Source organism: Streptomyces tauricus (genome assembly GCF_014650955.1).
Taxonomy (GTDB): Bacteria; Actinomycetota; Actinomycetes; order Streptomycetales; family Streptomycetaceae; genus Streptomyces; species Streptomyces tauricus.
In genome coordinates, this window is record NZ_BMVY01000009.1 from 201,853 (window position 1) to 228,273 (window position 26,421).

Annotated in this window: 22 protein-coding genes and 1 pseudogene; 12 read left to right on the forward strand and 11 right to left on the reverse strand. The window is 72.5% G+C overall.

Going from position 1 to position 26,421, the window contains the following annotated elements; translation table 11 throughout:
- Positions 1–89 precede the first annotated feature (89 nt).
- Positions 90–2,129, forward strand: coding sequence for an ATP-dependent zinc metalloprotease FtsH (gene ftsH, locus IE278_RS17265; protein WP_189773347.1), 2,040 nt, complete (start codon positions 90–92; stop codon positions 2,127–2,129).
- Positions 2,130–2,275: 146 nt separating this feature from the next.
- Positions 2,276–2,881, forward strand: a complete 606-nt coding sequence (gene folE, locus IE278_RS17270) for a GTP cyclohydrolase I FolE (RefSeq protein WP_189773228.1) — start codon at positions 2,276–2,278, stop codon at positions 2,879–2,881.
- 147 nt (positions 2,882–3,028) lie between these two features.
- Here folE and IE278_RS17275 read toward each other — a convergent pair whose 3' ends face one another.
- From IE278_RS17275 to IE278_RS17300, 6 genes are all read right to left on the reverse strand, one after another.
- Complete coding sequence (locus IE278_RS17275; RefSeq protein ID WP_189773230.1) at positions 3,029–3,511, reverse strand: DUF3180 domain-containing protein; 483 nt, start codon at positions 3,509–3,511, stop codon at positions 3,029–3,031.
- A 64-nt stretch (positions 3,512–3,575) separates the two neighbouring features.
- Positions 3,576–4,184: a 2-amino-4-hydroxy-6-hydroxymethyldihydropteridine diphosphokinase gene (gene folK / locus IE278_RS17280; RefSeq protein WP_189773232.1), complete on the reverse strand. Its 609-nt coding sequence runs from the start codon at positions 4,182–4,184 to the stop codon at positions 3,576–3,578.
- On the reverse strand, positions 4,181–4,540 hold the full coding sequence (gene folB, locus IE278_RS17285; protein ID WP_189773234.1) for a dihydroneopterin aldolase: 360 nt from the start codon (positions 4,538–4,540) through the stop codon (positions 4,181–4,183). The genes folK and folB overlap by 4 nt, the downstream gene beginning before the upstream one ends.
- Before the next feature lie 190 nt (positions 4,541–4,730).
- On the reverse strand, positions 4,731–5,234 hold the full coding sequence (locus IE278_RS17290; protein ID WP_189773236.1) for a nuclear transport factor 2 family protein: 504 nt from the start codon (positions 5,232–5,234) through the stop codon (positions 4,731–4,733).
- A complete protein-coding gene (gene folP / locus IE278_RS17295; protein ID WP_189773238.1) occupies positions 5,231–6,145 on the reverse strand; it encodes a dihydropteroate synthase in 915 nt (304 codons plus the stop codon). The genes IE278_RS17290 and folP overlap by 4 nt, the downstream gene beginning before the upstream one ends.
- Positions 6,146–6,286: 141 nt before the next feature.
- Positions 6,287–8,155, reverse strand: coding sequence for a phosphatidylglycerol lysyltransferase domain-containing protein (locus tag IE278_RS17300; RefSeq protein ID WP_189773240.1), 1,869 nt, complete (start codon positions 8,153–8,155; stop codon positions 6,287–6,289).
- 202 nt (positions 8,156–8,357) lie between these two features.
- On the opposite strand from IE278_RS17300, the gene IE278_RS17305 reads away from it, so the two are divergent.
- Both IE278_RS17305 and IE278_RS17310 read left to right on the forward strand, forming a co-directional pair.
- Complete coding sequence (locus IE278_RS17305) at positions 8,358–9,482, forward strand: alpha/beta hydrolase (protein WP_189773242.1); 1,125 nt, start codon at positions 8,358–8,360, stop codon at positions 9,480–9,482.
- A 416-nt stretch (positions 9,483–9,898) separates the two neighbouring features.
- Positions 9,899–11,818 (forward strand): hypothetical protein, encoded by a 1,920-nt coding sequence (locus tag IE278_RS17310; protein WP_246570358.1) that lies wholly within the window; start codon positions 9,899–9,901, stop codon positions 11,816–11,818.
- 85 nt (positions 11,819–11,903) lie between these two features.
- On the opposite strand, the gene IE278_RS17315 is transcribed toward IE278_RS17310, so the two are convergent.
- The gene (locus IE278_RS17315) at positions 11,904–13,211 is read right to left on the reverse strand and encodes a PH domain-containing protein (RefSeq protein ID WP_373312010.1); all 1,308 of its coding nucleotides are present in this window, start codon (positions 13,209–13,211) and stop codon (positions 11,904–11,906) included.
- Positions 13,208–13,747, reverse strand: a complete 540-nt coding sequence (locus IE278_RS17320) for a PH domain-containing protein (RefSeq protein WP_246570359.1) — start codon at positions 13,745–13,747, stop codon at positions 13,208–13,210. The genes IE278_RS17315 and IE278_RS17320 overlap by 4 nt, the downstream gene beginning before the upstream one ends.
- A gap of 31 nt (positions 13,748–13,778) precedes the next feature.
- Here IE278_RS17320 and IE278_RS17325 point away from each other — a divergent pair, with 31 nt between their 5' ends.
- Positions 13,779–14,930 (forward strand): NADH-quinone oxidoreductase subunit D, encoded by a 1,152-nt coding sequence (locus tag IE278_RS17325; RefSeq protein WP_189773246.1) that lies wholly within the window; start codon positions 13,779–13,781, stop codon positions 14,928–14,930.
- A 4-nt stretch (positions 14,931–14,934) separates the two neighbouring features.
- Here IE278_RS17325 and IE278_RS17330 read toward each other — a convergent pair whose 3' ends face one another.
- On the reverse strand, positions 14,935–15,978 hold the full coding sequence (locus IE278_RS17330; RefSeq protein ID WP_189773352.1) for an SAM-dependent methyltransferase: 1,044 nt from the start codon (positions 15,976–15,978) through the stop codon (positions 14,935–14,937).
- A 172-nt stretch (positions 15,979–16,150) separates the two neighbouring features.
- Here IE278_RS17330 and IE278_RS17335 point away from each other — a divergent pair, with 172 nt between their 5' ends.
- A complete protein-coding gene (locus tag IE278_RS17335; RefSeq protein ID WP_189773248.1) occupies positions 16,151–17,359 on the forward strand; it encodes a sensor histidine kinase in 1,209 nt (402 codons plus the stop codon).
- Positions 17,360–17,416: 57 nt separating this feature from the next.
- Entirely contained in the window at positions 17,417–18,088 is a 672-nt protein-coding gene (locus IE278_RS17340; protein ID WP_189773250.1) for a response regulator transcription factor, read from the forward strand.
- Positions 18,089–18,494: 406 nt separating this feature from the next.
- Here the strand turns inward: IE278_RS17340 and IE278_RS17345 are convergent, their stop codons facing one another.
- On the reverse strand, positions 18,495–19,601 hold the full coding sequence (locus tag IE278_RS17345) for a DUF5937 family protein (RefSeq protein ID WP_189773252.1): 1,107 nt from the start codon (positions 19,599–19,601) through the stop codon (positions 18,495–18,497).
- Between the two features lie 224 nt (positions 19,602–19,825).
- Here IE278_RS17345 and IE278_RS43185 point away from each other — a divergent pair.
- A pseudogene (locus IE278_RS43185) lies at positions 19,826–20,014 on the forward strand (hypothetical protein); the annotation flags it as partial.
- A gap of 142 nt (positions 20,015–20,156) precedes the next feature.
- On the opposite strand, the gene IE278_RS17355 reads toward IE278_RS43185, so the two are convergent.
- Positions 20,157–21,326: a threonine aldolase family protein gene (locus IE278_RS17355; protein ID WP_189773254.1), complete on the reverse strand. Its 1,170-nt coding sequence runs from the start codon at positions 21,324–21,326 to the stop codon at positions 20,157–20,159.
- A 193-nt stretch (positions 21,327–21,519) separates the two neighbouring features.
- On the opposite strand from IE278_RS17355, the gene IE278_RS17360 reads away from it, so the two are divergent.
- Genes IE278_RS17360 through nadC form a run of 4 tightly spaced genes read left to right on the forward strand, consistent with a single transcriptional unit; the run spans position 21,520 to position 26,420 of the window.
- The gene (locus IE278_RS17360) at positions 21,520–22,458 is read left to right on the forward strand and encodes a Rossmann-like and DUF2520 domain-containing protein (protein WP_189773256.1); all 939 of its coding nucleotides are present in this window, start codon (positions 21,520–21,522) and stop codon (positions 22,456–22,458) included.
- A 58-nt stretch (positions 22,459–22,516) separates the two neighbouring features.
- Positions 22,517–23,509 carry a pantoate--beta-alanine ligase gene (gene panC / locus IE278_RS17365; RefSeq protein ID WP_189773258.1) on the forward strand — a complete coding sequence of 331 codons (993 nt, stop codon included), beginning with the start codon at positions 22,517–22,519 and terminating at the stop codon, positions 23,507–23,509.
- Positions 23,506–25,398: an L-aspartate oxidase gene (locus tag IE278_RS17370; protein WP_189773259.1), complete on the forward strand. Its 1,893-nt coding sequence runs from the start codon at positions 23,506–23,508 to the stop codon at positions 25,396–25,398. The genes panC and IE278_RS17370 overlap by 4 nt, the downstream gene beginning before the upstream one ends.
- A 5-nt stretch (positions 25,399–25,403) precedes the next feature.
- On the forward strand, positions 25,404–26,420 hold the full coding sequence (gene nadC, locus IE278_RS17375; RefSeq protein WP_189773260.1) for a carboxylating nicotinate-nucleotide diphosphorylase: 1,017 nt from the start codon (positions 25,404–25,406) through the stop codon (positions 26,418–26,420).
- The last annotated feature ends 1 nt before the right edge of the window (position 26,421 follow it).

Below are 26,421 nucleotides of genomic sequence, written 5' to 3' on the forward strand. Positions count from 1 at the left end.
TTCCGGTGGCAATGCTGGGGTACCGTCCGAAGAACAGTCTTATCAAACTCACTATGGCAGGAGGGACGGGGCGGCACCGCTCCGTATGGATGGACGTGAAGCGATACTTCCGTGGGCCGGTCATGTGGATCGTGCTGGCCGTCCTTGCCGTGGTCGTGTTGATGCAGGTCGTCGGCTCGTCCGGCGGCTACAAGACGGTGGACACTGGCCAGGTCGTCCAGGCGATCAATGACAACAAGGTCAAACAAGCCAAGATCACCACCGGCGACGAGCAGGTCGTAAAGGCCGAGCTCAAGGACGGCGAAAAGATCGAGGGCAGCTCGAAGATCCAGGCGAGCTACATCGGCGACCAGGGTGTGAACCTGGCCACGATCCTCCAGGACAAGTACCAGAACAAGCAGATTCCGGACGGCTACACGGTCTCGCCGACCAAGCAGAACGCTTTCGTCGGCATCCTGCTGTCCCTGCTGCCCTTCGTCCTCATCGTCGTCGTCTTCCTGTTCCTGATGAATCAGATGCAGGGCGGCGGCTCCCGGGTCATGAACTTCGGGAAGTCCAAGGCGAAGCTCATCACCAAGGACACCCCCAAGACGACGTTCGCCGACGTGGCGGGCTCGGACGAGGCGGTCGAGGAACTCCACGAGATCAAGGAGTTCCTCCAGGAGCCGGCGAAGTTCCAGGCCGTCGGCGCCAAGATCCCCAAGGGCGTCCTCCTGTACGGGCCTCCCGGTACGGGCAAGACGCTGCTCGCGCGTGCCGTCGCGGGCGAGGCGGGCGTTCCCTTCTACTCGATCTCCGGTTCCGACTTCGTCGAGATGTTCGTCGGTGTCGGTGCCTCCCGAGTGCGTGACCTGTTCGAGCAGGCCAAGGCGAACGCCCCGGCGATCGTCTTCGTGGACGAGATCGACGCGGTCGGCCGCCATCGCGGCGCCGGCCTCGGCGGCGGCCACGACGAGCGCGAGCAGACGCTGAACCAGCTGCTCGTCGAGATGGACGGCTTCGACGTCAAGGGCGGCGTGATCCTCATCGCCGCGACGAACCGGCCCGACATCCTCGACCCGGCCCTCCTGCGCCCCGGCCGCTTCGACCGCCAGATCGCGGTCGACCGTCCGGACATGCTGGGTCGTCTGGAGATCCTCAAGGTTCACCAGAAGGGCAAGCCGGTCGCGCCGGACGTCGACCTGTCGGCCGTCGCGCGTCGCACGCCGGGCTTCACGGGTGCGGACCTGTCGAACGTGCTGAACGAAGCGGCGCTGCTCACCGCGCGCAGCAATCTGAAGCTGATCGACAACCACATGCTCGACGAGGCGATCGACCGTGTGGTCGCGGGCCCGCAGAAGCGGACCCGGATCATGTCGGACAAGGAGAAGAAGATCACCGCGTACCACGAGGGCGGACACGCCCTGGTCGCGGCGGCCTCACCGAACTCCGACCCGGTTCACAAGATCACGATCCTCTCCCGAGGCCGTGCTCTGGGCTACACGATGGTCCTGCCGGACGAGGACAAGTACTCCACGACCCGCAACGAGATGCTCGACCAGCTGGCTTACATGCTGGGCGGGCGCGCGGCCGAGGAGCTCGTCTTCCACGACCCGACCACGGGCGCGGCGAACGACATCGAGAAGGCCACGGCGACGGCTCGCGCGATGGTCACGCAGTACGGCATGACCGAGCGCCTCGGCGCCATCAAGTTCGGCGGCGACAACACCGAGCCCTTCCTGGGCCGGGAGATGTCGCACCCGCGCGACTACTCGGAAGAGGTCGCCGCGCTCGTCGACGAAGAGGTCAAGAAGCTCATCGAGAACGCGCACAACGAGGCCTGGGAGATCCTGGTCGAGAACCGCGACGTGCTCGACGCGCTGGTGCTGCAGCTGCTGGAGAAGGAGACGCTGAGCAAGGAGCAGATCGCCGAGATCTTCACTCCCCTCGTCAAGCGTCCGGCCCGCCCCGCGTGGACCGGCTCCTCCCGCCGCACCCCGTCCACCCGCCCGCCGGTGCTCTCCCCCAGGGAGCTGTCACTGACGACCGGGACGAACGGTTCGAGCCCCGCGATCACCTCGAAGGCCAACGCATCCGCCGAGGCCCACCCGGTGACCGAGACGGCTCCCGAGGACCGCACCGAGAGCTGACAGCACCCTGGCTCCCGGGGCCCTCACCAGGCCCGGAATGAATGCCGCGCCCCTCAGGTTCTAGCCTGGGGGGCGCGGCATCTTGGTATGCCCGATGGCGGTACGCGCGGTTCGCGCATGTGAGAGGCACAGGAACGAGGCACGAGATGACCGACCCCGTGAGGCTGGACGGCGAGGGTGTGATCGGCGACTTCGACGAGAAGCGCGCCGAGAACGCCGTACGAGAACTGCTGATCGCGGTCGGCGAGGATCCGGACCGGGAAGGGCTGCGGGAGACGCCGGGGCGGGTCGCCCGGGCGTACCAGGAGATCTTCGCGGGGCTGCGGCAGCGGGCCGAGGACGTCCTGACGACGACGTTCGACCTCGGTCACGACGAGATGGTCCTCGTGAAGGACATCGAGGTGTTCTCCACGTGTGAGCACCATCTGGTGCCGTTCCGGGGGGTGGCGCACGTGGGCTACATCCCGAGTACGTCCGGGAAGATCACGGGCTTGTCGAAGCTGGCGCGGCTCGTGGACGTGTACGCCCGGCGGCCGCAGGTGCAGGAGCGGCTGACCACGCAGGTCGCCGACTCGCTGATGGCGATTCTTGAGCCGCGGGGGGTGATCGTGGTGGTGGAGTGTGAGCACATGTGCATGTCCATGCGGGGGATTCGTAAGCCGGGGGCCAAGACGATAACTTCTGCGGTGCGTGGGCAGTTGCGGGATGCGGCTACGCGTAATGAGGCGATGAGCCTCATCATGGCTCGGTAGCGGGCTGCCGTTCCCCGCGCCCATGAAGGGCGGAAAGATTGCGCCGTTCCCCGCGCCCCTAAAGATCAAAGACCAAAAGACTGCGGCGTTCTCCGCGCCCCTGTAGGGCGGAAGGCTGTGGCGTTCTCCGCGGCCCCGGAGAGGGGGCTAGGCCGGGGCCGTGTTGCCTGTTGTGTCGTCGTCTTCCGGGAGTTTGCAGACTCGTTCCAGGAAGAAGGCTGCCGCTATGACGGCGAGGCCCGCCAGGACCGAGAAGCCGGCGTAGATGGCCTGGTCGCGGCGGGCGGGGATGTCGAGCGACTCCAGCAGGAACGCGCCCGTGCCGCCGTACATCCCGGCGACGAGGGCCGCGACCAGCGCGCTGGCCTGGCCGAAGACGACCGCGCGGGCGGCCATCAGCGGGTCGACCCCCTTGGCGCCGACCACCCGCTCGCGCTGGGCCTTCAGCCGGGCCCGCAGGGAGAGCGCCGTGGCCAGCAGGACCACGGCGATCAGCGCCAGGACGATGGGGGCGGCCAGGGGGACCCGGGGCAGCGTGCCCACCGAGTTCCACAGACGGGCACCCGCCCAGGACAGCACCCCGGCGACGAGGAACACCGCGGCCAGCGTCCTGATGCGCAGCTCTTTCACTCAGTCCCTCTCACGATTGCGTGTCCCGGCCCATGGCGGTCCGTGTGCGTCTTGACCTTAACGACTACTCGGGCAGCTGGAGTTCCAGGTCGGCCCGGGGCGCGACACCGTCACGGGTGACCGCGGCGAGCAGCTGTGCCACGGGGCCGCGGCCGGGCAGCTGGGCCTCGGGCTCCACGTCGTTCCAGGGGGCGAGGACGAAGGCGCGCTCGTGGGCGCGCGGGTGGGGGAGTGTCAGCGTCGGATCGTCGGAGACCAGGTCCGCGTACGCCACGATGTCGACGTCGATCGTGCGGGGGCCCCACCGCTCGTCCCGCACCCGGTGGAAGGCCTCCTCCACGGCGTGGGCCCGCTCCAGGAGCGAGGAGGGCGGGAGAGTCGTCTTCAGGACGACCACCGCGTTGAAGTACGACGGCTGGCTGTCCGCCGCCACGCCCCACGGCTCGGTCTCGTACACCGGGGAGACCGCCTTGACGCGGACGCCGGGGGTGTCCTCCAAGGCGTCGACGGCGCCCTGGAGGGTCTCCAGGCGGTTGCCGAGGTTCGAGCCCAGGGAGATCACGGCCCGCTCGGGGTTCTGCAGGGTCGTGTCGGCGGCGTCCACCCGTTCCACCACGGAGGCCGGCACCGGCTGGACGGTCGGGTCGCTCTGGCCGTCGGCGAACGCTGTCATGCACGGCTCCGGATGATGGTGACGGTCACGTCGTCGAAGGGGACCGTGATCGGGGCGTCCGGCTTGTGGACGCACACCTCGACCTCCTGGACCCCGTCGTGCTTGAGGCAGGTCTCGGCGATCCGCTCGGCGAGGGTCTCGATGAGGTTCACCGCGTCGCCCTGGACGACGGCCACGACCTCCTCCGCCACGATGCCGTAGTGCACGGTCTTCGTGAGATCGTCGTCGGCCGCGGCGGGCCGGGTGTCCAGGCCCAGGACGAGGTCCACGATGAAGGTCTGGCCCTCTTCGCGTTCCTTCGGGAAGACGCCGTGGTGACCACGGGCCCTGAGGCCGCGCAGCGCGACACGATCCACGCGAATCACTCCTGCAATCGTCGTCGGTGAGGGCCGGCCCTGCCGTGTGCGGGCGGTGCGCCGACCTGGAACGAATCTACCCGCGGGTACTGACACGGCCGGTCGGCCGGGCCACGGGGCCGGCGTCGCGATCACCAACGTACTACGGCGGTGATCGGCCGCCGGGCCTGCCTCGGGGCCTCGGCGGGCCTCAGGGGGCCGGGTCGTCCGGTTCGTCGTCGTCGGTTTCGGCCAGGACGGGGGAGGCGTGGTGCGACCAGAGCTTCCAGCCGTCCGAGGTGCGGCGGAACACGTTCGTGGCGACGACGAGCTGGCCCACGAGCGGCCCCAGTTCGTCGCTGTCCTCGGGCGGGGGGCCGCCGCTGAGGATGTTCTCCGTGCAGGTCACCAGCGCGGTGTCACCGGTGACGGAGACGTGCACGTCGGTCAGGAAGAACTGGATGTACTCGGTGTTCGCCATGATCAGCGCGTACGACCGCAGCACCTCGCCGCGGCCGTTGAGGACCGGCCAGCCGGGGTGGACGCAGGAGATCTCGCCCGCCTGCGCGGGGTCGTGGTACTCCTCGTCCTGGCCCAGGTCGGAGGGCGTCAGCCAGAGCGAGGACAGTTCCTCGAAGTCGCCCTGTTCCAGCGTCTCGTAGAAGGCCGTGTTGGCGAGTTCGACCTGTTCGACGTCCGTGTGCGGGGCGCTCACCGGGCTCCCTCGCCGGTCGCGGCTCCCTGGGCGGTCCGGTCCCCCTCCGCGGTGCGGGCGCCCTCCACGGCCCGGGCGACCCGGACGGCGTCGGCGGTGGCCCGTACCTCGTGGACGCGGACGGCCCACGCGCCCTGGTGGGCGGCGAGCGCGGAGACCGCGGCGGTGGCCGCGTCCCGCTCCCGGGCGGGCGGCGGGGCACCTTCAGGGCCCGCCAGTACACGGCCGAGGAACCGCTTGCGGGACGCCGCCACCAGCAGGGGGTGGCCGATCTCCCGGAGGCGGTCGAGGTGGGCGAGGAGGACGAGGTCGTGCTCGGCCTCCTTGGAGAAGCCGAGACCCGGGTCGACGACGATGCGGTCCGGGGCGATACCGCCCGCCAGAACGGCCTCCACGCGTGCGTGGAGCTCGTCGACCACTTCGGAGACGACGTCCTCGTACGACCCCCGTACGGTGCTGCCCTGGAGGAAGCCGCGCCAGTGCATGACCACGAAGGGGGCGCCCGCGGCGGCGACGGCGGGGATCATCGCCGGATCGGCGAGGCCGCCGCTGACGTCGTTGACGAGGACGGCGCCCGCCGCGAGCGAGCGCTCGGCCACGGAGGCCCGCATGGTGTCCACGGAGACCGTGACGCCCTCGGAGGCGAGGCCGCGGACAACCGGTATGACGCGTTTCAGCTCCTCCGCCTCGTCGACGCGGGCGGCGCCGGGGCGGGTGGACTCGCCCCCCACGTCGACCAGGTCCGCACCCTCCGTGACCAGGTCGAGACCGTGCTTGACGGCGGCGGTCGTGTCGAAGAACCGGCCGCCGTCCGAGAAGGAGTCGGGGGTCACGTTCACGACGCCCATGACCGCACAGCGGTCCCACGCCGGGAGCCCTGACACTTGCCCTCGCCCACTCATCTTGCTCATACCGTCCAGCCTAGGCCCAAGGGGTGGATGGCCGGTCTGCGCTGTGTCCGGCCCGGACCGGCCGCCGCGCGGCACGGGGGTGGGCGTCGCGAGGCGGCCGGCGTTCCTGGTGGGGGTGGTGGGAAGGGGGCGTGATGGCGCTCAGGCCGGCCGTGCGCGTTCCACCGGCGCGTGGGCGCACGGGCGGGGCGCCTTCGGGCGGCGGCGCAGGACGCGCGGCAGGGCGAGGCTCACGAAGCCCTCGGCCTGCAGGGCGGCGAGGCCGATGCGAGGGAGGTCGCGGGAGGTGCGGTAGACGACGAAGCGGGGCTCCCACGAGGGGCGGAACTTCGCGTTGAACTTGTACAGCGACTCGATCTGGAACCAGCGGGAGAGGAACACCAGCAGACCGCGCCAGACCCGCAGGACCGGGCCGGCGCCGATCTTCTCGCCGCGGGCCAGGGCCGCGCGGAACATCGCGAAGTTCAGCGAGACGCGAGCGATGCCCAGTCGGGGGGCCGCCTGGAGGGCCGCCACGATGAGGAGTTCGTTCATGCCGGGGTCGGCCGAGCGGTCGCGGCGCATGAGGTCCAAGGAGACGCCGTCCCCACCCCAGGGGACGAAGTGGAGTACGGCCTTCAGGTCGCCGTACGGGCCGGGCTCGCCGTCCGCCTTGTGCGCCGTCGCGATGAGGCAGTCGCCGTCCGCCGGGTCGCCGATGCGGCCGAGCGCCATGGAGAACCCGCGTTCGGTGTCCGTGCCGCGCCAGTCCTCCGCAGCCCCGCGGATCCGGTCGAGTTCGCCCTCGCCCAGGTCACGGATGCGCCGTACCCGGGTCTCGTAGCCGGCCCGCTCGATGCGCTTGACCATCTGGCGCACGTTCCGCATCGCGCGCCCGGCCAGGGAGAAATCCGCGGCCTCCACCACCGCCTCGTCGCCCAGTTCGAGGGCGTCGAGACCGGTCTCGCGGGTCCAGACCTCGCCGCCCGTCTCGGAACAGCCCATGACGGCGGGCGTCCAGGAGTGGGCGGTGGCCTCGTCCATGAAGCGTTCGATCGCGCCGGGCCAGGCCTCGACGTCGCCGATCGGGTCGCCGCTGGCGAGCATCACCCCGGAGACGACCCGGTAGGTCACGGCCGCCTTGCCGCTGGGGGAGAAGACGACCGCCTTGTCGCGGCGGAGCGCGAAGTGGCCGAGCGAGTCGCGCCCTCCGTGCTTGTCCAGGAGGGCGCGCAGACGCGCCTCGTCGTCCTCGGTGAGGCGCGCGGCCGGGTGTTCGGGACGGAAGGCCAGATAGATCGTGGTCACGGCGGTCAGTAGACCGAGCGCGCCCAGGGAGAAGGCCACCGTCCAGGACGTGGTGCCCTGGTAGTCGAGGGGCCCCTCCAGCCCGAACAGGCCGTACAGCACATGGGCGATACGGTCCGCGAGGCTCGGGTCGCCGATCAGGCGGCGGGGGTGGGCGCTGACGATGACCAGGCCGAGGACGAGCGAACCGGCGCCCATGAGGACGAAGTTGGCGAGCGCCCGCCAGCGGCTGCGCGGATCGGGCAGCGCGGTGAACTCGTCCCGGTGACGCAGCAGCGGGGCCAGCAGCGCGAGCGAGACGACCACGCCGACGAGCGAGTGCCGGTACGTGAACTGGGCGAGGGCGCCCGCCGGGAGCAGCCCCACCGCGGCCCGCCACGCCCGCCGTTTGCGCCGGCGCAGCCCGTGGGCCAGGAGCAGCAGCAGAACACCCGTACTGAGCGACAGGGCGGCGGCGAACGGGCCGAGCGCGCCCGGCAGTACCTCCGCGAGCGTGTGCATCCGGCTGTGGCGGAAGCGCGGGAAGACACCCGCGGCGATGTCCAGGACGCCCACGAGCGTGCAGGCCCGGGCGACCCAGGCGGGGACGGCCTCGGGGCGCGGACCGTGGAAGACGCGGCGCGTGCCGTGCGGTGCGCCGCCCGGACGGCCGAGTGCGCCCCGCGGCCGGTCCGTTCGTTCCGGAACCTCGCCCGACTTTTCCCCATCTATCCTGACAGACATCGCATCCCGTGGTTCTGCGAGAGACCGTGAATCCGGTGCCAATCCGGCATCCGGCGACATTGCGCCCTCTAGGACGGTGTCTTTTGGAGCCAGGTTCACTCCCTTGCGGAAAACCGCTCCAAAGGGAAAGGAAAGACCGGGGCAAGGCGCCGTGAAGGCAGCGGTGCGGCCACCCGTCGGAAAGCGCAGGCAGGAACAGCTCATGGGACTCACGAGCAAGAAGGTGCTGGCACTGGTGCTCCTCCTCGCGGTGCTGCTGTTCGTCGGCACGGTGTGGTGCTGGCCGCTGCTCGCACGCCGCGACTGGCGTGCCGTGGCAGGGCGGATCGCCCTGCTGACGGCCACTCAGCTCACGGTCTTCACAGCGGTCGGCCTTGGCGCCAACCAGGCCTTCGGGTTCTACGCGAGCTGGGCCGACCTCCTCGGCCGGGAGTCCGGACAGGGCGTGGTGGTCGACCACGACCCCGGGGACGCGGCCGGGCCGCTCCAGGTGGTCGACACCCGGCACGTCAACGTGTCCGGCGGGGCGCGTCCCCAGGTCGGCGGTCAGATCCAGAAAGTCGAACTGGTCGGCAGGCGGACGCACATCGCCAGTCCCGCGTACGTCTATCTGCCGCCGGAGTACTTCCAGCCGCAGTACCGGACCCGTACGTTCCCGGCCGCTGTCGTGCTCACCGGCTATCCGGGCACCGCGGAGGCGCTCATCAAGGGCCTGCACTATCCGCAGACCGCCCACGCGCTGGCCGAGGAGGGCCGGATGCAGCCGATGATCCTGGTCATGATGCGGCCGACCGTCGCACCGCCGCGCGACACCGAGTGCGTGGACGTGCCCGGCGGACCGCGGACCGAGACGTTCTTCGCCCAGGACCTCCCCGACGCCGTGTCACATCACTACAGGGTGGGCGGAGAACCCGGCGGCTGGGGCATCGTCGGCGACTCGACGGGCGGCTACTGCGCGCTGAAGCTCGCGATCCACCACCCGGGGACGTACGCCGCCGGGGCGGGCCTGTCCCCGTACTACCGGCCGCCGTCCGACCCCACGACGGGCGATCTCTTCCACGGGGACGAGGAGTTGCGCGACAACGCCGACCTGATGTGGTTCCTCAAGCACCGGCCCGCGCCCGACACCTCGCTGCTCGTCAGCAGCAGCAGACAGGGCGAGAGCAACTACCGGGAGACGCTGCGGTTCATCGACCTGGTCGGGGCGAGGAAGCCGACCCGGATCTCGTCGATCATCCTCGACAGCGGCGGCCACAACTTCAACACCTGGCGGCGCGAGATCCCGGCGACGCTCCAGTGGCTGAGCGGGCGGCTGAGCGACCACTGAGCGGCCCCGGGGGATCACCGAGCGGCCGTCGGTCAAGGTTTCTGACGACGGCTGTACGCGAATACGCGGTGAAGTCCGCTGAATTCACCGCCGGTCGCCGGCCCGGAGATTCTTTCGGATCTCGGGAAGTCCGGTCGCAAGGCCGGCGATCCCGCCCCGGGGACGAATGCGGGGGAGCTTGATCGAGAAGTGGCGCGGCGGCCACGGGGGAGTCCGCGTCGAATAGGCGGACGGCGGCCGGACGGCGGACCGACGGGGCGGGACCCGTGCGACTGCTGGTGGCGGGCCCAACTCGTGGTCCTGGAGGGGCCGGTGCGGGGATTGTCCGGTGAAGGGGCGGTGAGAAGGTTTCGGTGTGGCTGCGTTTTTGCCATGCGGGGCACCATCATTCGCCTACGCGCGGTAAGTTTCTGGCCATGCCACGAGGACGTCACCGCCATTCCCCACCTCTGCACCGGCTGTTGCCCCCCTCGGCGATCGCAGGCGTATCCGTCGTCTGCGCCGTGGGGCCATGGCTGTTCTCCGAACCGATGGTGCTCCGAGGGCTGGCCGCGGGCGCCGCGCTGACGGCTGTCGTGGGCGCGATCGTCATGCGCCGCTGGGACGCCTCGGCGGGCAGGCGCGTCGCGGATCTCGCACGCGGGCGCGCGAGCGACGAGTGGCGTCACGAGGAGCGGGTCGCCGAACTGGAGAGCGACCTGGACGAGTCGCGCGAACTCCGTACGAAGCTGGAACAACGGCTGCGCGCCAAGCGTGCCGAGCTGGCCGGGCTGCGCAACGAACACGCCGCGCTGCTGCGGCGGTACGCCACGGCGGAGACCGAGCGGGCCACCGCGCTGGAGGGCCGCCGGCTCCTGGAGATAGAGGCCGCGCCCGCCCCGGAGGCCCCCGTCACGGCTTCGACGGCCGAGGAGACGGCCCCTGAGGGATCCGCCGACACGGCTCCCGAGGCGGAGGTGCCCGAGGCGACGACGGCAACGGTCCAGGCGGCCCTGGCGGCGTCCTCCGCGGCCTCGGTCCTCTACGTGAAGGCCAACTCGGCGCTGGACCGGCTCCTGGGGGCCCGCAACGGCGTCGCGGTCGAGGAGGCGGCTCGGGCGGATGACTCGAACGACCCGGACGACTCACACGACCCGAACGACCCGGACAACTCGGACGCCTTGAACGGCGACGGGTCCACGGCCGAGCCCGGGGACGACACCGCGGACACCGCGGTCGAGGCCGCCTCTGAGGAGTCCGGCCCCGCGCGGTCCGGCTCGCCGACGGACGGATCCATAGCCGCCGGTGCGGAGGCCGGGACCGACGCCGAGGCCGGCGCCGCTGGAGACCAAGGCGCCGAAGCTGCGGCTGCCCCGTCGACTACCGCGCCCGCCGCGACCGGCGCCACCCCCGACGACCCGGCCCCGGAAGACCCCGACACCGGCGGCCCCGCGCCGACCACGCCCCCCAAGGGCGGCCCGGCCAAGCGGACGGCCCCGAAGGGCGGGACCCGGAAGGGTTCGCCGTCGCCGGGCGGCCCCGGCAAGGGCGCGCCCAGGCCGGGCGGCTCCCCGAAGGCCGCCGCCGCCTCCACCGCGGGCGGCGCCATGACGGGTGCGCCGACGAAGGCTGACACCCGCCAGGAGGGCGAGGCGCTGGGGAGGCCCGAGGCGGTCGGCGGGCACGAGCGCACGGCCGCCGCGACCGCCCCGAGGCCCACGCAGGCCGCCGAGACCGAGAACGTACGGCCCCACGCGCAGCCCGCGGAGACCGCACAGCCCGCCGGGACCGCCCGAGCCACCGGGACCGCTCGGCCCCGCGCACGGTCCGGCGCCGTCGGTGTGACGTCCCTGCAGTCCACCGCGACCCGTACGGCGTCCCGGCCCGCGCAGGACACCGCGCCCGCGCCGGAGTCGTCTCCGGGCAGCGCCCTCGCGCGTCCCACCCCGTCGGAAGTGGCCCGCGTACAGCAGCCGCCCGTGGCGGATGCCGGTCCGTCGCCGACGGGCGCCGCCGCGCTGACGCCCGCCGCGCGTCCCGCCCGTCCCGCCGGACACTTCGCCGTGCCCACGGCCGTGGCGGTCGCACCGGCCGCACCCGTGCGGCGGCCCGCCGTCGAGGGCGGCTTCGACTTCTTCGGTACGCAGAAGGGCGCGGAAGCGCTGGAGGCCGTGCAGAACGAGGACCTCGCCGACGTGGTCGGGCAGGAGGCGCTCGCGCTCCACAAGGCCGAGGCCGAGTCCGGCTTCAAGCCCGCGGGCGACGAGTCGCGCGGTGTCGGCCAGGTCATCGACCTGACCGCGCACGACGAGACGGAACAGATCGACCTGACGGAACTGCGGAGCGCGGTCTCCTAGAAGCTCCCGAGGATCCCTCAGGGGCCCGGAGATCCCTGAGGGGCCCGGAGATCTCTGAGGGACCCGGAATCCCTGAGAGGGCCGGTCAGGCCATCCAGCGGTCCGGCCGGGCCTCGCGCCGGCCGGTCAGCGCACGGTCCGCCTGCGCGTACAGCAGCTCCGCCGCCTCCGAGGCGTCCCGCAGCCGGGCCGTCACCGTCTTGTTGGCGCCGGTGTCCACCCGGACGTCGGCGAGCCCCTGGCGGCGCTGCCACGGCCCCTGCTCCAGGCGCACGCTCTGCACCTTCGCGTGCGGTACGAGCGCGATGCTGCGGCGGAGCAGCCCGTGCCGGGCCACGAAGACGGTGTCGGTGACGGCGATCCCGTAACCCCGCCACCACAACGGCAGACACCGGCCCGCCCGGCGCGGGGGGCGCGCGAGGGTGGCGGGCACGGTCACTCCCGGCAGCACGCGCGCGATGACCGACTCGGCGACCTCGCGCGGGGCGACCGGTATGAGGACGGAGTTGGACGAGCCCGCCACGTCCAGTTCGATCCGGACCCAGCCGCGCCGCCGCCACAGGAGCGGTTCGACGATGTGGATGGTCTGGACGCGCCCGGGCGGCACGGTCTCGTGCGTACGGTCGAGCAGCCCGTGGTCGATGCGCAGTCCGTCCGGCGACTCGCCCACGGTCCAGTCGTACTCGGCGACGAACCGGCCCACGCTGCTCGCGCCCGCCGCGCCCAGCAGCGGCAGCGCCGTCGCGAGGACCGTCCACACGCTGTGGGTGGCGAACCACAGCAGCGGCGGTACGACGAGGGCGGCGGCCAGCGTCCCCCAGGTGGCCCCGGTCAGGACGAGCGAGACCGCGAGGACCCTGGCCGGTACGTGCAGGAGTTGCCTGACCGGCGCCTCGCCCACCTCGTGCACCGTCTCGGGGGCGAAACCGGCGGCCCGGGCGAGCAGTTCGGCCCGTAGTACCCGGGCCTCCTCCTGGCCCAGATAGGCCAGCTCGTCCTTCTTGTCGGTCCCGACGACGTCGAGTTTCAGCTTGGCGACCCCGGCGACGCGCGCCAGCAGCGGCTGGGTGACGTCGACGGCCTGGATCCGTTCGAGCCGGATGTGCGCGGTACGCCGGAACACCAGGCCCGTCCGGATGCGCAGCTCGGTGTCGGTCACCGAGAAGTGCGTGAACCACCAGCTCAGGAAGCCGTACAGGGCGGCCCCCAGGACGGCGGCGGCGAGGGCGGCCAGCAGGACGGTCGTCGTGAGCCGCATCAGCTGCCGCTGCGCCTGGTCGGGATCGTGCACGGCCCAGCCGGCGATCACGGCGACCGGCGCCCACGCGCGCCGCAGCGGAGTCACGGGATGCAGCCGCCGCTCGCGCGGCACGGATTCCGGTGGGGTGGTCACAGCCCCGCCGATCGGGCCTCGCCCAGCTCGGTGAGCCGGTCGCGCAACCGTTCCGCCTCCGCCGGTACGAGCCCCGGGATACGGGCGTCCGTCGCCGCGGCGGCCGTGTGCAGCTGCACGCTCGCCAGCCCGAAGTGCCGCTCCACGGGACCTGAGGTGACCTCGACCAACTGCATGCGCCCGTACGGCACGACGGTCTCCTCGTGCCACAGGACACCCCGGCTGATCAGCAGGTCGTCCGCGCGCTCGGCATAGCGCCAGGAACGCCAGTTGCGGCCCAGCATCGGCCAGCCCCACAGCAGCGCGGCCAGCGGCAGCAGCGCGAACGCCGCCCAGACGGGCCCCGCGAACAGACCGAGCAGCAGGCCCGTGGCCAGGGTCAGCAGCCCCAGCCACACCACCAGCAGCAGCCGTCGCATCCTCAGCAGCCCCGGCGGCAGCGCGATCCACACCGGCTCGTCCGCCGGCACCCCCGCTGCCCGCCCGGCCGGCCGCCCCGCTGTCTGCCCCGCGTTTTCCGAGGTCCCCGTCTCCATGCAGCAAGCGTACGTACGACACACTGTCCGCATGACTCCTACGACGGAGACCATGGTCGGGATCGGCGGCGCCGCGGAGAGCACCGACATGGTGCTCAACATCGGGCCCCAGCATCCGTCCACCCACGGCGTACTCCGGCTGAAGATCGTCCTGGACGGTGAGCGGATCCAGCACGCCGAGCCGGTGATCGGCTATATGCACCGCGGCGCGGAGAAGCTCTTCGAGGCGCGCGACTACCGGCAGATCATCATGCTGGCCAACCGCCACGACTGGCTCTCCGCGTTCTCGAACGAACTGGGCGTGGTCCTCGGTGTGGAGCGGATGCTCGGCATGGAGGTGCCCCCGCGCGCGGTATGGACGCGCACGCTCCTCGCGGAGCTGAACCGGGTCCTGAACCACCTGATGTTCCTCGGCTCGTACCCCCTGGAGCTGGGCGGGATCACCCCGATCTTCTACGCGTTCACCGAGCGCGAGGAGCTTCAGCACGTCATGGAGGAGGTCTCCGGCGGGCGCATGCACTACATGTTCAACCGGGTGGGCGGCCTCAAGGAGGACCTGCCGGCCGGCTGGGCCACGCGCGCGCGGGAGGCCGTTTCCGGGGTGCGCTCCCGGATGGACCGGTTCGACGGCCTGGTGCTCGGCAACGAGATCTTCCGGGGGCGTACGCGCGGGGTCGGAGTGCTCTCCCCCGAGGCGGTGCACGCCTACGGAGTGAGCGGGCCGATCGCGCGCGCCTCCGGTGTCGACTTCGACCTGCGCCGGGACGAGCCGTACCTCGCGTACGGGGAACTCCAGGACACGCTGAAGGTCGTCACGCGCCAGGAGGGCGACTGCCTGGCCCGGTTCGAATGCCTCCTGGAGCAGACCCACAACGCGCTCGACCTCGCGGACGCCTGTCTGGACCGGCTCGCGGAGCTGCCCCCCGGCCCGATCAACCAGCGGCTCCCCAAGGTTCTGAAGGCTCCCGAGGGCCATACGTACGCCTGGACCGAGAACCCCCTCGGCATCAACGGCTACTACCTCGTCAGCAAGGGCGAGAAGACGCCGTACCGGCTGAAGCTGCGGTCGGCCTCGTACAACAACATCCAGGCGCTCACCGAGCTGCTGCCGGGCACGCTGGTCGCGGACATGGTGGCGATCCTGGGGTCGCTGTTCTTCGTGGTGGGGGACATCGACAAGTAGCCCTCTACGGAGAGGGCTTTTCCTGTTTCGGGAGAGGGTCCGCAAGCGGGAGCGGGTCCGGGATGCCGACCGGCTGGGTCAGCCAGCCGAAGTCGCCCAGGCCGCCCCGGGCGGTCAGTTCGGCGGCCTCGCCCGCGCCCGCCAGGGCCCGTACGTAGGCCGCGGGGTCCGTGGCGGCCAGGGTGAGGGGTGGCCGGTCGCCGCTCACGCCCAGCGTCCGCAGTGCCTCGCGCTGGCTGAGCAGGCGGCCACCGGGCAGGGCGCACGCGTCCAGCGCCACGTGTGCGGTGATGTCGCAGGAGCCGTCCGGCACGGGTGCCGTCTCCCGGCCCTCCCTGAAGCCCGTCAGCGTCCCGAAGGGCGGCCGTGCTCCCGCGTCGTGCCCGTAGTCGACGGCGACCGCCAGACCGCGGCCCAGGGCCGCCACGGCGGACGCCCAGGCGGTGTCCCTGGGGCGACCGATCTCGGCCCGCAGACCTTCGGCGGATGACGAGCTGTCGGCGGATGACGAGCCGTCGGCCGGGTGCGGGAGCGGCCACCACTTCTCCAGCCAGCGCGCGTCCGCGCCCCCCACCGGCTCCCCGAGGGCTTCGGTCCCGTCCGGGGCCACCAGGACGAGACGGGGCACCCCGTGCGCGTCCACCTCGACCACGTCCACCGGCACGTTGTCGAGCCACTCGTTGGCGAACAGGAGGCCCGCGACACCCGGCGGGGGTTCCGGGAGCCACTCGATCCGGTGATCGAGTCCTGCGGGGCGGGCGGCGCGTTCCACCGCGTACCCACGCGCGCGGGAGGCCACTTCGGCGGGGAGCGCCTTCAGGACGGCACGCACCAGTTCGCCGCGGCCCGCGCCCAGGTCGACGAAGGCGAGTTCTGCGGGGTGGCCGAGCGCCTCGTCGACGAGCCGCAGCAGCTGGGCCACGGCCCCCGCGAACAGCGGTGACGCATGCACCGAGGTGCGGAAATGGCCCGCGGGACCCTCCGGTCTGCGATAGAAACCGCGGGGCCCGTACAGCGCTTCCTCGGTCGCCGGGCGCCACCCGCGCATCCCGCCCGCCGCCTCACGCTCCACTGCGCCCACCCCTGTTTCCCTCGCCGTCACCGCGCCAGGCTAAGCGCCAAGTTCACGGCGGCCTCCACCTTGGGGAGTACAAGCACCGCTTACGGATCGACCCTCCGGTTGACCCCTGCACACAGCACGCTTCCCTACGCTGGGTTACGTGCAGCGCCTCTATGATTTTCTCCGCAGGCACCCGACATGGGTCGACGGCTTCTGGGCCGTCGTCCTGCTCGGGATCTCGGTCGCGAGTGGAACGGCCGGGCAGGAGAATTCCGACTCCGGGACCGACCACCTGGCCGTCACCCTTCCGATCACCCTCCTGCTCTGCCTGGTGATCGCGCTGCGCAGGCGGCTGCCCGAGTCGATGCTGGTCCTCGCCGTCGCCATGGGCGGGGCGCAGCTGGTGCTGGACATGCCGTTGGCGCCGGCCGACTTCGCGCTGCTGGTGATCACCTACACGGTCGCCTCGAACGGCACCCGGTGGGCGTCCCGGCTCGCCCTCACGGCCGGTCTGCTCGCGGCCCCGCTGGCGCAGCTGCGCTGGCCGGAGGAGCACCAGAGCGCCGGCGGGCAGGTCGCGATAGTGATCTTCCAGACGGTCCCCTTCGCCCTCGCCTGGGTCCTCGGCGACTCCCTGCGGACCCGCCGCGCCTACTTCGCGCAGCTGGAGGAGCGGGCCGCGCGCCTGGAGAAGGAGCGCGAGGCTCAGGCCAAGGTCGCGGTCGCCGCCGAGCGCGCCCGGATCGCCCGCGAACTGCACGACGTCGTCGCGCACAACGTGTCGGTGATGGTGGTCCAGGCCGACGGCGCGGCGTACGTACTCGACTCCGCGCCGGACCAGGCCAAGAAGGCCCTGGAGATCATCTCCGGGACGGGACGGCAGGCCCTCGCCGAGATGCGCCGCCTCCTCGGTGTGCTGCGCACCGGCGAGCACCAGGAGTCCGGCGAGTACGTGCCGCAGCCCGACGTGGAGCAGCTCGACGAGCTGATCGAGCAGTGCCGGGGCTCCGGTCTCCCCGTCGACTTCAAGATCGAGGGCACTCCGCGTCCGCTGCCCAGCGGTGTCGAGCTGACCGCGTACCGCATCGTGCAGGAGGCCCTCACCAACACGCGTAAGCACGGGGGGCCGAACGCGGGAGCGAGTGTGCGCCTGGTCTACTTCGACGACGGCCTCGGCCTGCTCGTCGAGGACGACGGCAAGGGCGCCCCGCACGAGCTGTACGAGGAGGGCGGGGTGGACGGCCAGGGCCACGGGCTGATCGGTATGCGCGAGCGCATCGGCATGGTCGGCGGCACCCTGGACGCCGGGCCGCGTCCCGGCGGCGGCTTCCGCATCAGCGCCCTGCTTCCGCTCAAGCCCGCTCACTGACACGTGCACGCATGCGAAGACGCGTACGCGCATTCGAACCGACCGGAGGACCTCCCCATGCCGATCCGCGTGATGCTCGTCGACGACCAGGCGCTGCTGCGCACCGGGTTCCGGATGGTGCTCGACGCCCAGCCGGACATGGAGGTCGTGGCGGAGGCGGGCGACGGGGTGGAGGCGCTGCAGGCACTGCGCGGGCGGGATGTCGACGTGGTTTTGATGGACGTCCGCATGCCGAAGCTGGACGGGGTGGAGACGACCCGCCGTATCTGCTCGGACCCGAATCCGCCGAAGGTGCTGATCCTGACGACCTTCGACCTCGACGAGTACGCCTTCTCGGGGCTCAAGGCGGGTGCCTCCGGCTTCATGCTCAAGGATGTGCCGCCCGGGGAACTCCTCGCGGCGATCCGTTCCGTGCACAGCGGGGACGCGGTGGTGGCGCCCTCGACGACGCGGCGTCTGCTGGACCGGTTCGCGCCGCTGCTGCCGAGTGCGGGCAAGGATCCGCAGCACAAGGAGCTGGAGCGGCTCACCGGGCGGGAGCGCGAGGTCATGATCCTGGTCGCCCAGGGACTGTCCAACGGGGAGATCGCGGCGCGGCTGGTCCTGTCCGAAGCGACGGTGAAGACGCATGTGGGTCGCATCCTCACGAAGCTGGGGTTGCGGGACCGGGTCCAGGTGGTCGTCCTGGCGTACGAGACGGGCCTGGTACGGGCCGGCGGGCAGGGCTGACGCCCCTGGCCGCGTCGCCGACCGCCAGCCGTGCGTGGCTGGTTGCGCCGTTCCCCGCGCCCCTGGGTGGGTGGGGGCTCGGTGGTGGGTGGGTGCGGGTCCGCTGTTGCTTGCCGCGCAGTTCCCCGCGCCCCTTGGTAGGTGAGGGCTCCGGTGGTGGATAGGTGCGGGTGCGCTGTTGCTGGCCGCGCAGTTCCCCGCGCCCCTGGGGTGCCTGGGGCTTGGGGAGCCGTGTGAGGTGCCCCGGCCTTGGCCCCCTAGGTGCGCGGGGAACTGCGCGGGTGCCCCCTACCGGGCGGCAGTCGTGTCCCGGCCGACTCTGGTCCCCTGGGGGCGCGGGGAACTGCGCGGGTGACTCCGACCGGGCCGCAGGCGGGGGCAGGGGGCGAGGCCGGGCGCGGGGCGGTCAGCGGAGGATTCCCTCCAGGAAGTCGCTGCCCAGGCGCGCCACCATCGTGACGTCCAGCTGGTGCAGGACGTACCGCCCGCGGCGGCGCGTGGTGAGCAGCCCCGCCTTCTTCAGCACGCTCAGGTGCCGGGATATCTCCGGAGCCGTCATCCCGTGCGTCTGCGCCAGCTCGCTCGTGGTGAACGCGCTGCGGGCCAGGCTCCGGCACAGCCGCATCCGCATCGGATGCGACAGGGCCGTCATCCGCAGGGTCAGCTGCTCGACGGAGGTCGGAACCGTCAGCTCCGGGGAGCCCACCGGATAGTGGATCACCGGCTGCCAGCCGTACCGGTGCAGCACCATGAGATGCGGCCAGCCGAGGCTCGTCGGCACCAGCAGGAGACTGCCGGCCCGGACCGACGTACGGCCGTGCCCCAGTTTGTCCACGACGATCCGGCCCGCGTCCTCGTCGAGCGTCACCGCGGCCGACACGGACGCCAGCGCCTCGCCCAGGCCCCGTCGGCCGAGCAGGTCCGTCTTGCGGCGGGCGTCCGCCGCGAGCTGGTGGCGCAGCCGGGACCAGGTGTCGGCGAAGAATGCCTCGTCGCAGTCCTCCAGGAACTGCCGCAGCCAGGCCCGGATCCGCGGCGGGTCGGCCAGCAGCCGTTCGGTGAACTCCGCCGGCCGCGGCCCGCGCGCGGCGGCCAGCTCCAGGGCGCGCCGACGGGACGCGGGGTCGGCCAGGGCGCCGGCGCCCTGCGCGTCGTACGGGAGCGCGCAGGTGAACTCCAGGGCCGCGTCCACGAACTGCTCGTCCGTCAGCTTGTCGACCAGGTCCAGCTCCTCGGCGAGGGTGGCGCCGGGGAGCGTGCTGCCGCCCGCCGCTCCCGCGTACGGCAGGAACAGGTCCGAGAACGTCGTCCGCCACAGGAAGTCGGCCTCGCACATCCGGTCGGCCAGATGCGGGTCGAGGCGGGCGGTCACGCCGGTCGCCCAGCCCTGGAGGCCTGGGTGGTGGCCCGGCTCGGCCAGCGCGTGCAGTGCCATGCACAACTCGGCCAGGGGCGAGGGCACGACGGCCACCCGCTCCCTGCGCAGCCCGGAGATGTCGATGGTCACGCTCATGACCTCATGGTGCACCCCGCCACCGACAACGCGGCCCCCGATTGACGAGCGCCGTCAATCGACGGGACGGCGACGGCGGGCCGGGCGCACGCTGGGTCCACCGGGGCACCGCGGGGCCCACGGAGCACGTCCGGGAGCCGGAACCGGCATCGGAACCGAAGAGGAACCGATGGCGGGGCCGGGCCCGGCAGACGTCCGTACCCGTCCCGAGAAGGCGATCAGCCATGAGCATCACGCAGCAGTACCTACTGGACACCTACCGCGCCCGGCAGCACGGCGACCCGACCCCGCCGGCTCCCGGCGCCCACGACTGGCAGGTCATGCGCGAACTGCCCGACCACCGGCGGTTCCGCGCGGTCCTGACCGGCCGCCCTGCCCGGGGGCGGGTAGGGGCGCGAGTACGCGCACGGGTACGGGCGGTCCGGATCGCATGGTTCGGCCGCCCCGGCCGCCTCGGTCACTCCGATCGCCCCGACCTGATCGGACGGAGCCGCCCGCGGAGTCCGAGCGGGCCGAGCGGCGGGGTCGGGCCGGCCAGGACGGCCGGCCCGGTGATCAGCGGGGAATGCGCGCCGCGAACTCCCTGACAGCGGCCCGTACGTCGTCCGCCGTCCACTCCAGGCCCGGCGCGCCCACCGTGACCTCGGTGTACGCGAGGCCGGGCCCGCCCCGGTTCCAGACCTGCGGGAAGAGCGACACGCCCGTCTCCTCCGCCTGCAGCGCCCCCGTGTCGCTCAGGTCGTCGGCCTCGTACGGCAGCCACACCTGGAACTGGTGCGTGTGCGGCTCCTCCGGGTGGACCCGCGCCCAGGGGAGCCCCGCCCCGGCGAACCCCTCGCGCAGCGCCGCGGCGACCACGCGCGCGTGGGCCACGTACTGGGGGAGCCGGGGCAGTTCCCTCTCCAGGCCGATCAGCGCGGACAGGGCGGTGGGGAACTGCTGGAGGACCTGGCCGCCGTACCGGTGGCGCCAGGCCTTCGCCTCGTCGACGAGCGTCCGCGGGCCCGCGAGAGCGGCGCCGCCGAACCCGCCCAGCGACTTGTAGAAGGACACGTAGACGCTGTCCGCGAGATCGGAGATCTCGGCCAGGGAGCGGCCGAAGTGCGTGCCGCACTCCCACAGGCGGGCCCCGTCGAAGTGCACCACGGCGTCGCGTTCGCGTGCCGCGTCCGTGACGGCGACCAGCTCCTCCCAGGAGGGCAGGAGGAAACCGGCCTCCCGGAGGGGCAGTTCGAGGAACAGCGTCCCGAAGGGCTCGTCCAGGTCGCGCACCTCGTCGGCGGAGGGCATCCGCGGCTCGCGCGTGGGATGGACGGTCCGCAGGCCGCCGAGGGCGCTGAGGGAATGCCTCTCGTGGACCTCCGGGTGGGACAGGGGATGCATCGCCACCGTCGCGTTGCCCGTACGGCCCGCCCAGCAGCGCAGCGCCACCTGCTGGGCCATGGTCCCCGACGGGAAGAAGGCGGCGGCCTCCTTGCCGAGCAGTCCGGCGGCCCGCTCCTCCAGGGTCTCGACGATCCCGTTGCCGTACATGTCCACCGGCAGGTCCAGGTCGTACACGTTTGGCGCGGCGTCCGTCAGACCGGTCAGCAGCTCACCGACCGTGGAGCGGAAACCGGGCCGCCACAGCGCCCGCCGGGCCCCTCGCCAGGCGACCCTGCGCCGCTCGCGCCGCTCCTCGGGCGTCCGCTCCGCCACTTCCGACTTCTCCGCCGAATCGTTCATGCTCCGGATGATGCAGGACGCCATGACGGGGGGCACGCGAATTCATCGGCGGCCCCCGTGCCACGGCCGGTCGATTTCCCACAGGCTGTGGACAAGAACCTGTGGACAGAAAAACGGCCCCGGACCGATCGCGTTAACATGACGAGAAAGCGTCCGGTACCCCGAGCGGACTGGAACGGAAGGCCGCCGTCGAGTGAGTACATTCCCCCAGGCAGACCCCAAGGACCGCCCCGCGCGGCTCACCGTCGGCGTCGTCGGCGCCGGCCGGGTGGGCCCCGCGCTGGCCGCGTCGCTGCAGCTCGCCGGGCACCGCCCGGTGGCCGTGTCCGGGGTCTCCGACGCCTCCCGGCGCCGCGCCGCGCAACTGCTGCCCGACGTGCCGCTGGTGACACCCGAGCAGGTCCTGGAGCGGGCCGACCTGGTCCTGCTCACGGTCCCCGACGACGCCCTGCCGGGCCTGGTCGAAGGGCTCGTCGACACCGGCTCCGTCCGCCCGGGCCAGCTCCTCGTGCACACCTCGGGACGGTACGGGTCGAGGATCCTCGACCCCGCTCTGCGCGCCGGGGCACTGCCTCTCGCCCTGCACCCCGCGATGACGTTCAGCGGCACCCCCGTGGACGTACAGCGGCTCGCCGGATGCTCCTTCGGGGTCACCGCCCCCGAGGAACTGCGGCTGGCCGCCGAGGCCCTGGTCATCGAGATGGGCGGCGAGCCCGAGTGGATCGCCGAGGAGTCCCGGCCGCTGTACCACGCGGCCCTCGCGCTCGGCGCCAACCACCTGGTGACCCTGGTCGCCGAGTCCATGGACCTGCTGCGCACGGCGGGGGTCGACGCCCCGGACCGGATGCTGGGCCCGCTGCTGGGCGCCGCACTGGACAACGCCCTCAGGTCGGGCGACGCGGCCCTCACCGGGCCGGTGGCGCGCGGCGACGCGGGCACGGTCGCCGCGCACATCTCCGAGCTGCGCGAGCACGCCCCGCAGACCGTCGCCGGCTACCTCGCGATGGCCCGCGCGACGGCCGACCGGGCCCTCGCCCACGGCCTGCTCAAGCCGGAGCTCGCCGAGGACCTGCTCGGCGTACTCGCCGACGGCCCCGAAGGACCGGACGTCCCCGAAGGAGACGCCCGATGAAGCGCGCAGGTTCAGGCTCGGGCGCCGACAGCCCCGGCGCCGGGAACGGAGCAGTCCGATGACCACCGTCCTGCTGAGCACCGCCGACGAGCTCCACGCGCGCGTACGCGCGGGCCGCCGCGCCGTCGTCATGACGATGGGCGCCCTGCACGAGGGCCACGCCACCCTGATCCGCACCGCCCGGGAACTCGCGGGCGGCGACGGCGAGGTCGTCGTCACCGTCTTCGTGAACCCCCTCCAGTTCGGCGCGGGCGAGGACCTCGACCGCTACCCGCGCACCCTGGACGCCGACATCAAGATCGCCGAGCAGGCGGGCGCGGACGTCGTGTTCGCCCCTTCCGTGGACGAGGTCTACCCGGGCGGCGAACCCCAGGTCCGGATCAGCGCGGGGCCGATGGGGGAGCGGCTGGAGGGCTCGACGCGGCCCGGGCACTTCGACGGCATGCTCACCGTCGTCGCCAAGATGCTGCACCTCACCGGGCCCGACGTGGCGCTGTTCGGGCAGAAGGACGCCCAGCAGCTCGCCCTGATCCGCCGCATGGTGCGCGACCTGAACTTCGGCATGGAGATCGTCGGCGTCCCGACGGTGCGCGAGGCGGACGGTCTCGCCCTGTCCAGCCGCAACCGCTATCTGTCGGCCGCCGAGCGCCGCACCGCGCTCGCCCTCTCCCAGGCCCTGTTCGCGGGCAGCGACCGGCACGCCGCCCAGGAGGCGCTGTGCGCGCGTGCCCGCGAAGTGCCCGCCACGCACGCGCGTGCCGAGGCCCTGAGCGCACTCGGCGAGTCCCGCGCCGCCGCCGACACGCACGCCGTCGCCAAGGCGGCCCCAGGGGGCCCCGCCGCCGTCCGCGCCGCCGCCCGGCTGGTCCTCGACGACGCGGCCCGGCTCAGCCCGCCGCTCGTCCTGGACTACCTGGCGCTGGTCGATCCGTCGGACTTCACCGAGATCGCGGACGGTCACACCGGTGACGCGGTCCTCGCCGTCGCCGCCCGGGTCGGGACGACCCGGCTGATCGACAACATTCCTCTGACCTTCGGAGCCGCCTCGTGACCAGCACAGGCACCAGCACGGGCGCCGGTACGGGCACCGGCACAGGTATACGTCTGCACGCGCCCGCGCCAGGCTGGTCCGTCACCGCCGACGTCGTGGTCGTCGGCTCCGGGGTCGCCGGACTCACCACCGCGCTGCGCTGCGACGCCGCCGGTCTGCGGACCGTCGTCGTCACCAAGGCCCGCCTCGACGACGGCTCCACCCGCTGGGCCCAGGGCGGCATAGCCGCGGCCCTGGGAGAGGGCGACACCCCCGAGCAGCACCTCGCCGACACCCTGGTGGCGGGGGTCGGCCTCTGCGACGAGGACGCCGTCCGCACCCTCGTCACCGAGGGCCCCGACGCCGTACGCCGTCTCATCGAGACCGGCGCCCACTTCGACGAGTCCGAAGAGGGCGACCTGGAGCTGACCCGCGAGGGCGGCCACCACCGCCGCCGTATCGCCCACGCGGGCGGCGACGCGACCGGCGCCGAGATCTCCCGGGCCCTCGTCGAGGCCGTCCGCGCGCGTGGGCTGCGCACGGTCGAGAACGCGCTCGTCCTGGACCTCCTCACGGACGCCGACGGCCGTACGGCGGGCGTGACCCTGCACGTCATGGGAGAGGGCCAGCACGACGGCGTGGGAGCCGTCCACGCGCCCGCCGTGGTCCTCGCGACCGGCGGCATGGGCCAGGTCTTCTCGGCGACCACCAACCCGTCGGTGTCCACCGGCGACGGTGTGGCGCTGGCGCTGCGGGCGGGCGCCGAGGTCTCCGACCTGGAATTCGTGCAGTTCCACCCGACCGTGCTGTTCCTCGGCGCGGACGCGGAGGGCCAGCAGCCGCTCGTCTCCGAGGCGGTCCGAGGCGAGGGCGCCCACCTCGTCGACGCGCACGGTGAGCGCTTCATGCTGGGGCAGCACGAACTGGCCGAACTGGCGCCCCGGGACATCGTCGCCAAGGGCATCACGCGGCGCATGCAGGAACAGGGCGCCGAGCACATGTACCTGGACGCCCGGCACTTCGGGGCGCACATGTGGGAGCACCGCTTCCCGACGATCCTGGCCGCCTGCCGCGCCCACGGCATCGACCCGGTCACCGAGCCGGTCCCGGTCGCCCCGGCCGCCCACTACGCCTCCGGCGGCGTACGCACCGACTCCCGGGGCCGTACGACCGTGCCGGGCCTGTACGCGTGCGGCGAGGTCGCCTGCACGGGTGTCCACGGAGCCAACCGGCTCGCCTCCAACTCCCTCCTGGAGGGCCTCGTCTACGCCGAGCGCATCGCGGCGGACATCGCGCACACCCACGAAGGCCACGAAGGGCGAGAGGGGCGAGAGGGGCGCGTAGGGCACGAGTACGGCGAGCACTCCCACGAGGAGGCCGGGCACGAGGAGGCCGGGCACGACGAGAACCGCCTCCACGCGCGCGTGCCCTCGCCCGCCGCCCGGCCGGAGAAGCCCGACCACCCGCTGCTCGCCGCCGAGGCCCGGTTCGCGATCCAGCGGATCATGACCGACGGCGCCGGCGTCCTGCGCTCGGCCGCCTCCCTGGAGATCGCCGCCGACCGCCTCCAGCAACTGCACGCCGACGCCCGCGACGCCCTCGACGAGAACGGCAAGACCGCCGAACCCGGCGTCGACACCTGGGAGGCGACCAACCTCCTGTGCGTGGCCCGCGTCCTGGTGGCCGCCGCCCGCCTCCGTGAGGAGACCCGCGGCTGCCACTGGCGCGAGGACCGGGGCGAACGGGACGACGACAACTGGCGGCGCCACATCGTCGTACGGCTCAATCCCGACCGGACGCTCGCGGTACACACCACCGACACCGCAGACTTCCCCCCGACACTCCCCACGGCCGCCCGCGACTCCGTGCGCACCGAGGGAACCCCCACGCCCAGCCCCCAGGAGCAGTGACAGCAGTGAGCACTCCGGACCTTCCCCTCCTCGACGGCGGTGGCTGCGGCGACGGCTGCGGCTGCGGCGAGTACAGCGCCGACGACGCGGAGTACGCCGAGTACGCCGAGTGCGGGCTCGACCCCGCCCTCGCGCAGCTCCTCACCGACGCCGGGCTCGACCCCGTCGAGGTCGAGGACATCGCGCATCTGGCCATCGAGGAGGACCTCGACCACGGCGTGGACGTGACCACGGTCGCGACCATCCCCGAGGAAGCCGTCTCCACCGCCGACTTCACCGCCCGCGAGGCCGGGGTCGTGGCGGGCCTGCGGATCGCCGAGGCGGTCGTCTCCGTCGTCTGCACCGACGAGTTCGAGGTCGAGCGGCACGTCGACGACGGCGACCGCGTCGAAGCCGGCCAGCGGCTCCTGAGCGTCACGACCCGCACCCGCGACCTGCTGACGGCCGAGCGCAGCGCCCTGAACCTGCTGTGCCGCCTGTCCGGCATCGCGACGGCCACGCGCGCGTGGGCGGACGTCCTGGAGGGCACCGGCGCCCGCGTGCGGGACACCCGCAAGACGACGCCCGGGCTGCGCTCCCTGGAGAAGTTCGCGGTCCGCAGCGGCGGCGGTGTCAACCACCGCATGTCCCTCTCGGACGCGGCCCTCGTCAAGGACAACCACGTGGTCGCCGCGGGCGGTGTCGCGCAGGCCTTCAAGGCCGTCCGGGAGACCTTCCCCGAGCTGCCGATCGAGGTCGAGGTCGACACCCTGGACCAGCTGGGCGAGGTCCTGGCCGCGGGCGCCGACCTCATCCTCCTGGACAACTTCACGCCCAGCGAGTGCGAGCAGGCCGTGGCCCTGGTGGGCGGCCGCGCGCTCCTGGAGGCCTCGGGCCGCCTCACCCTGGACACCGCGGCGGCGTACGCGCGTACGGGCGTCGACTTCCTCGCGGTGGGCGCCCTCACGCACTCCTCGCCCATCCTGGACATCGGCCTCGACCTGCGCGACGCCCCCGAGTCGCCCTTGAGCGAGGCTGAGTAGG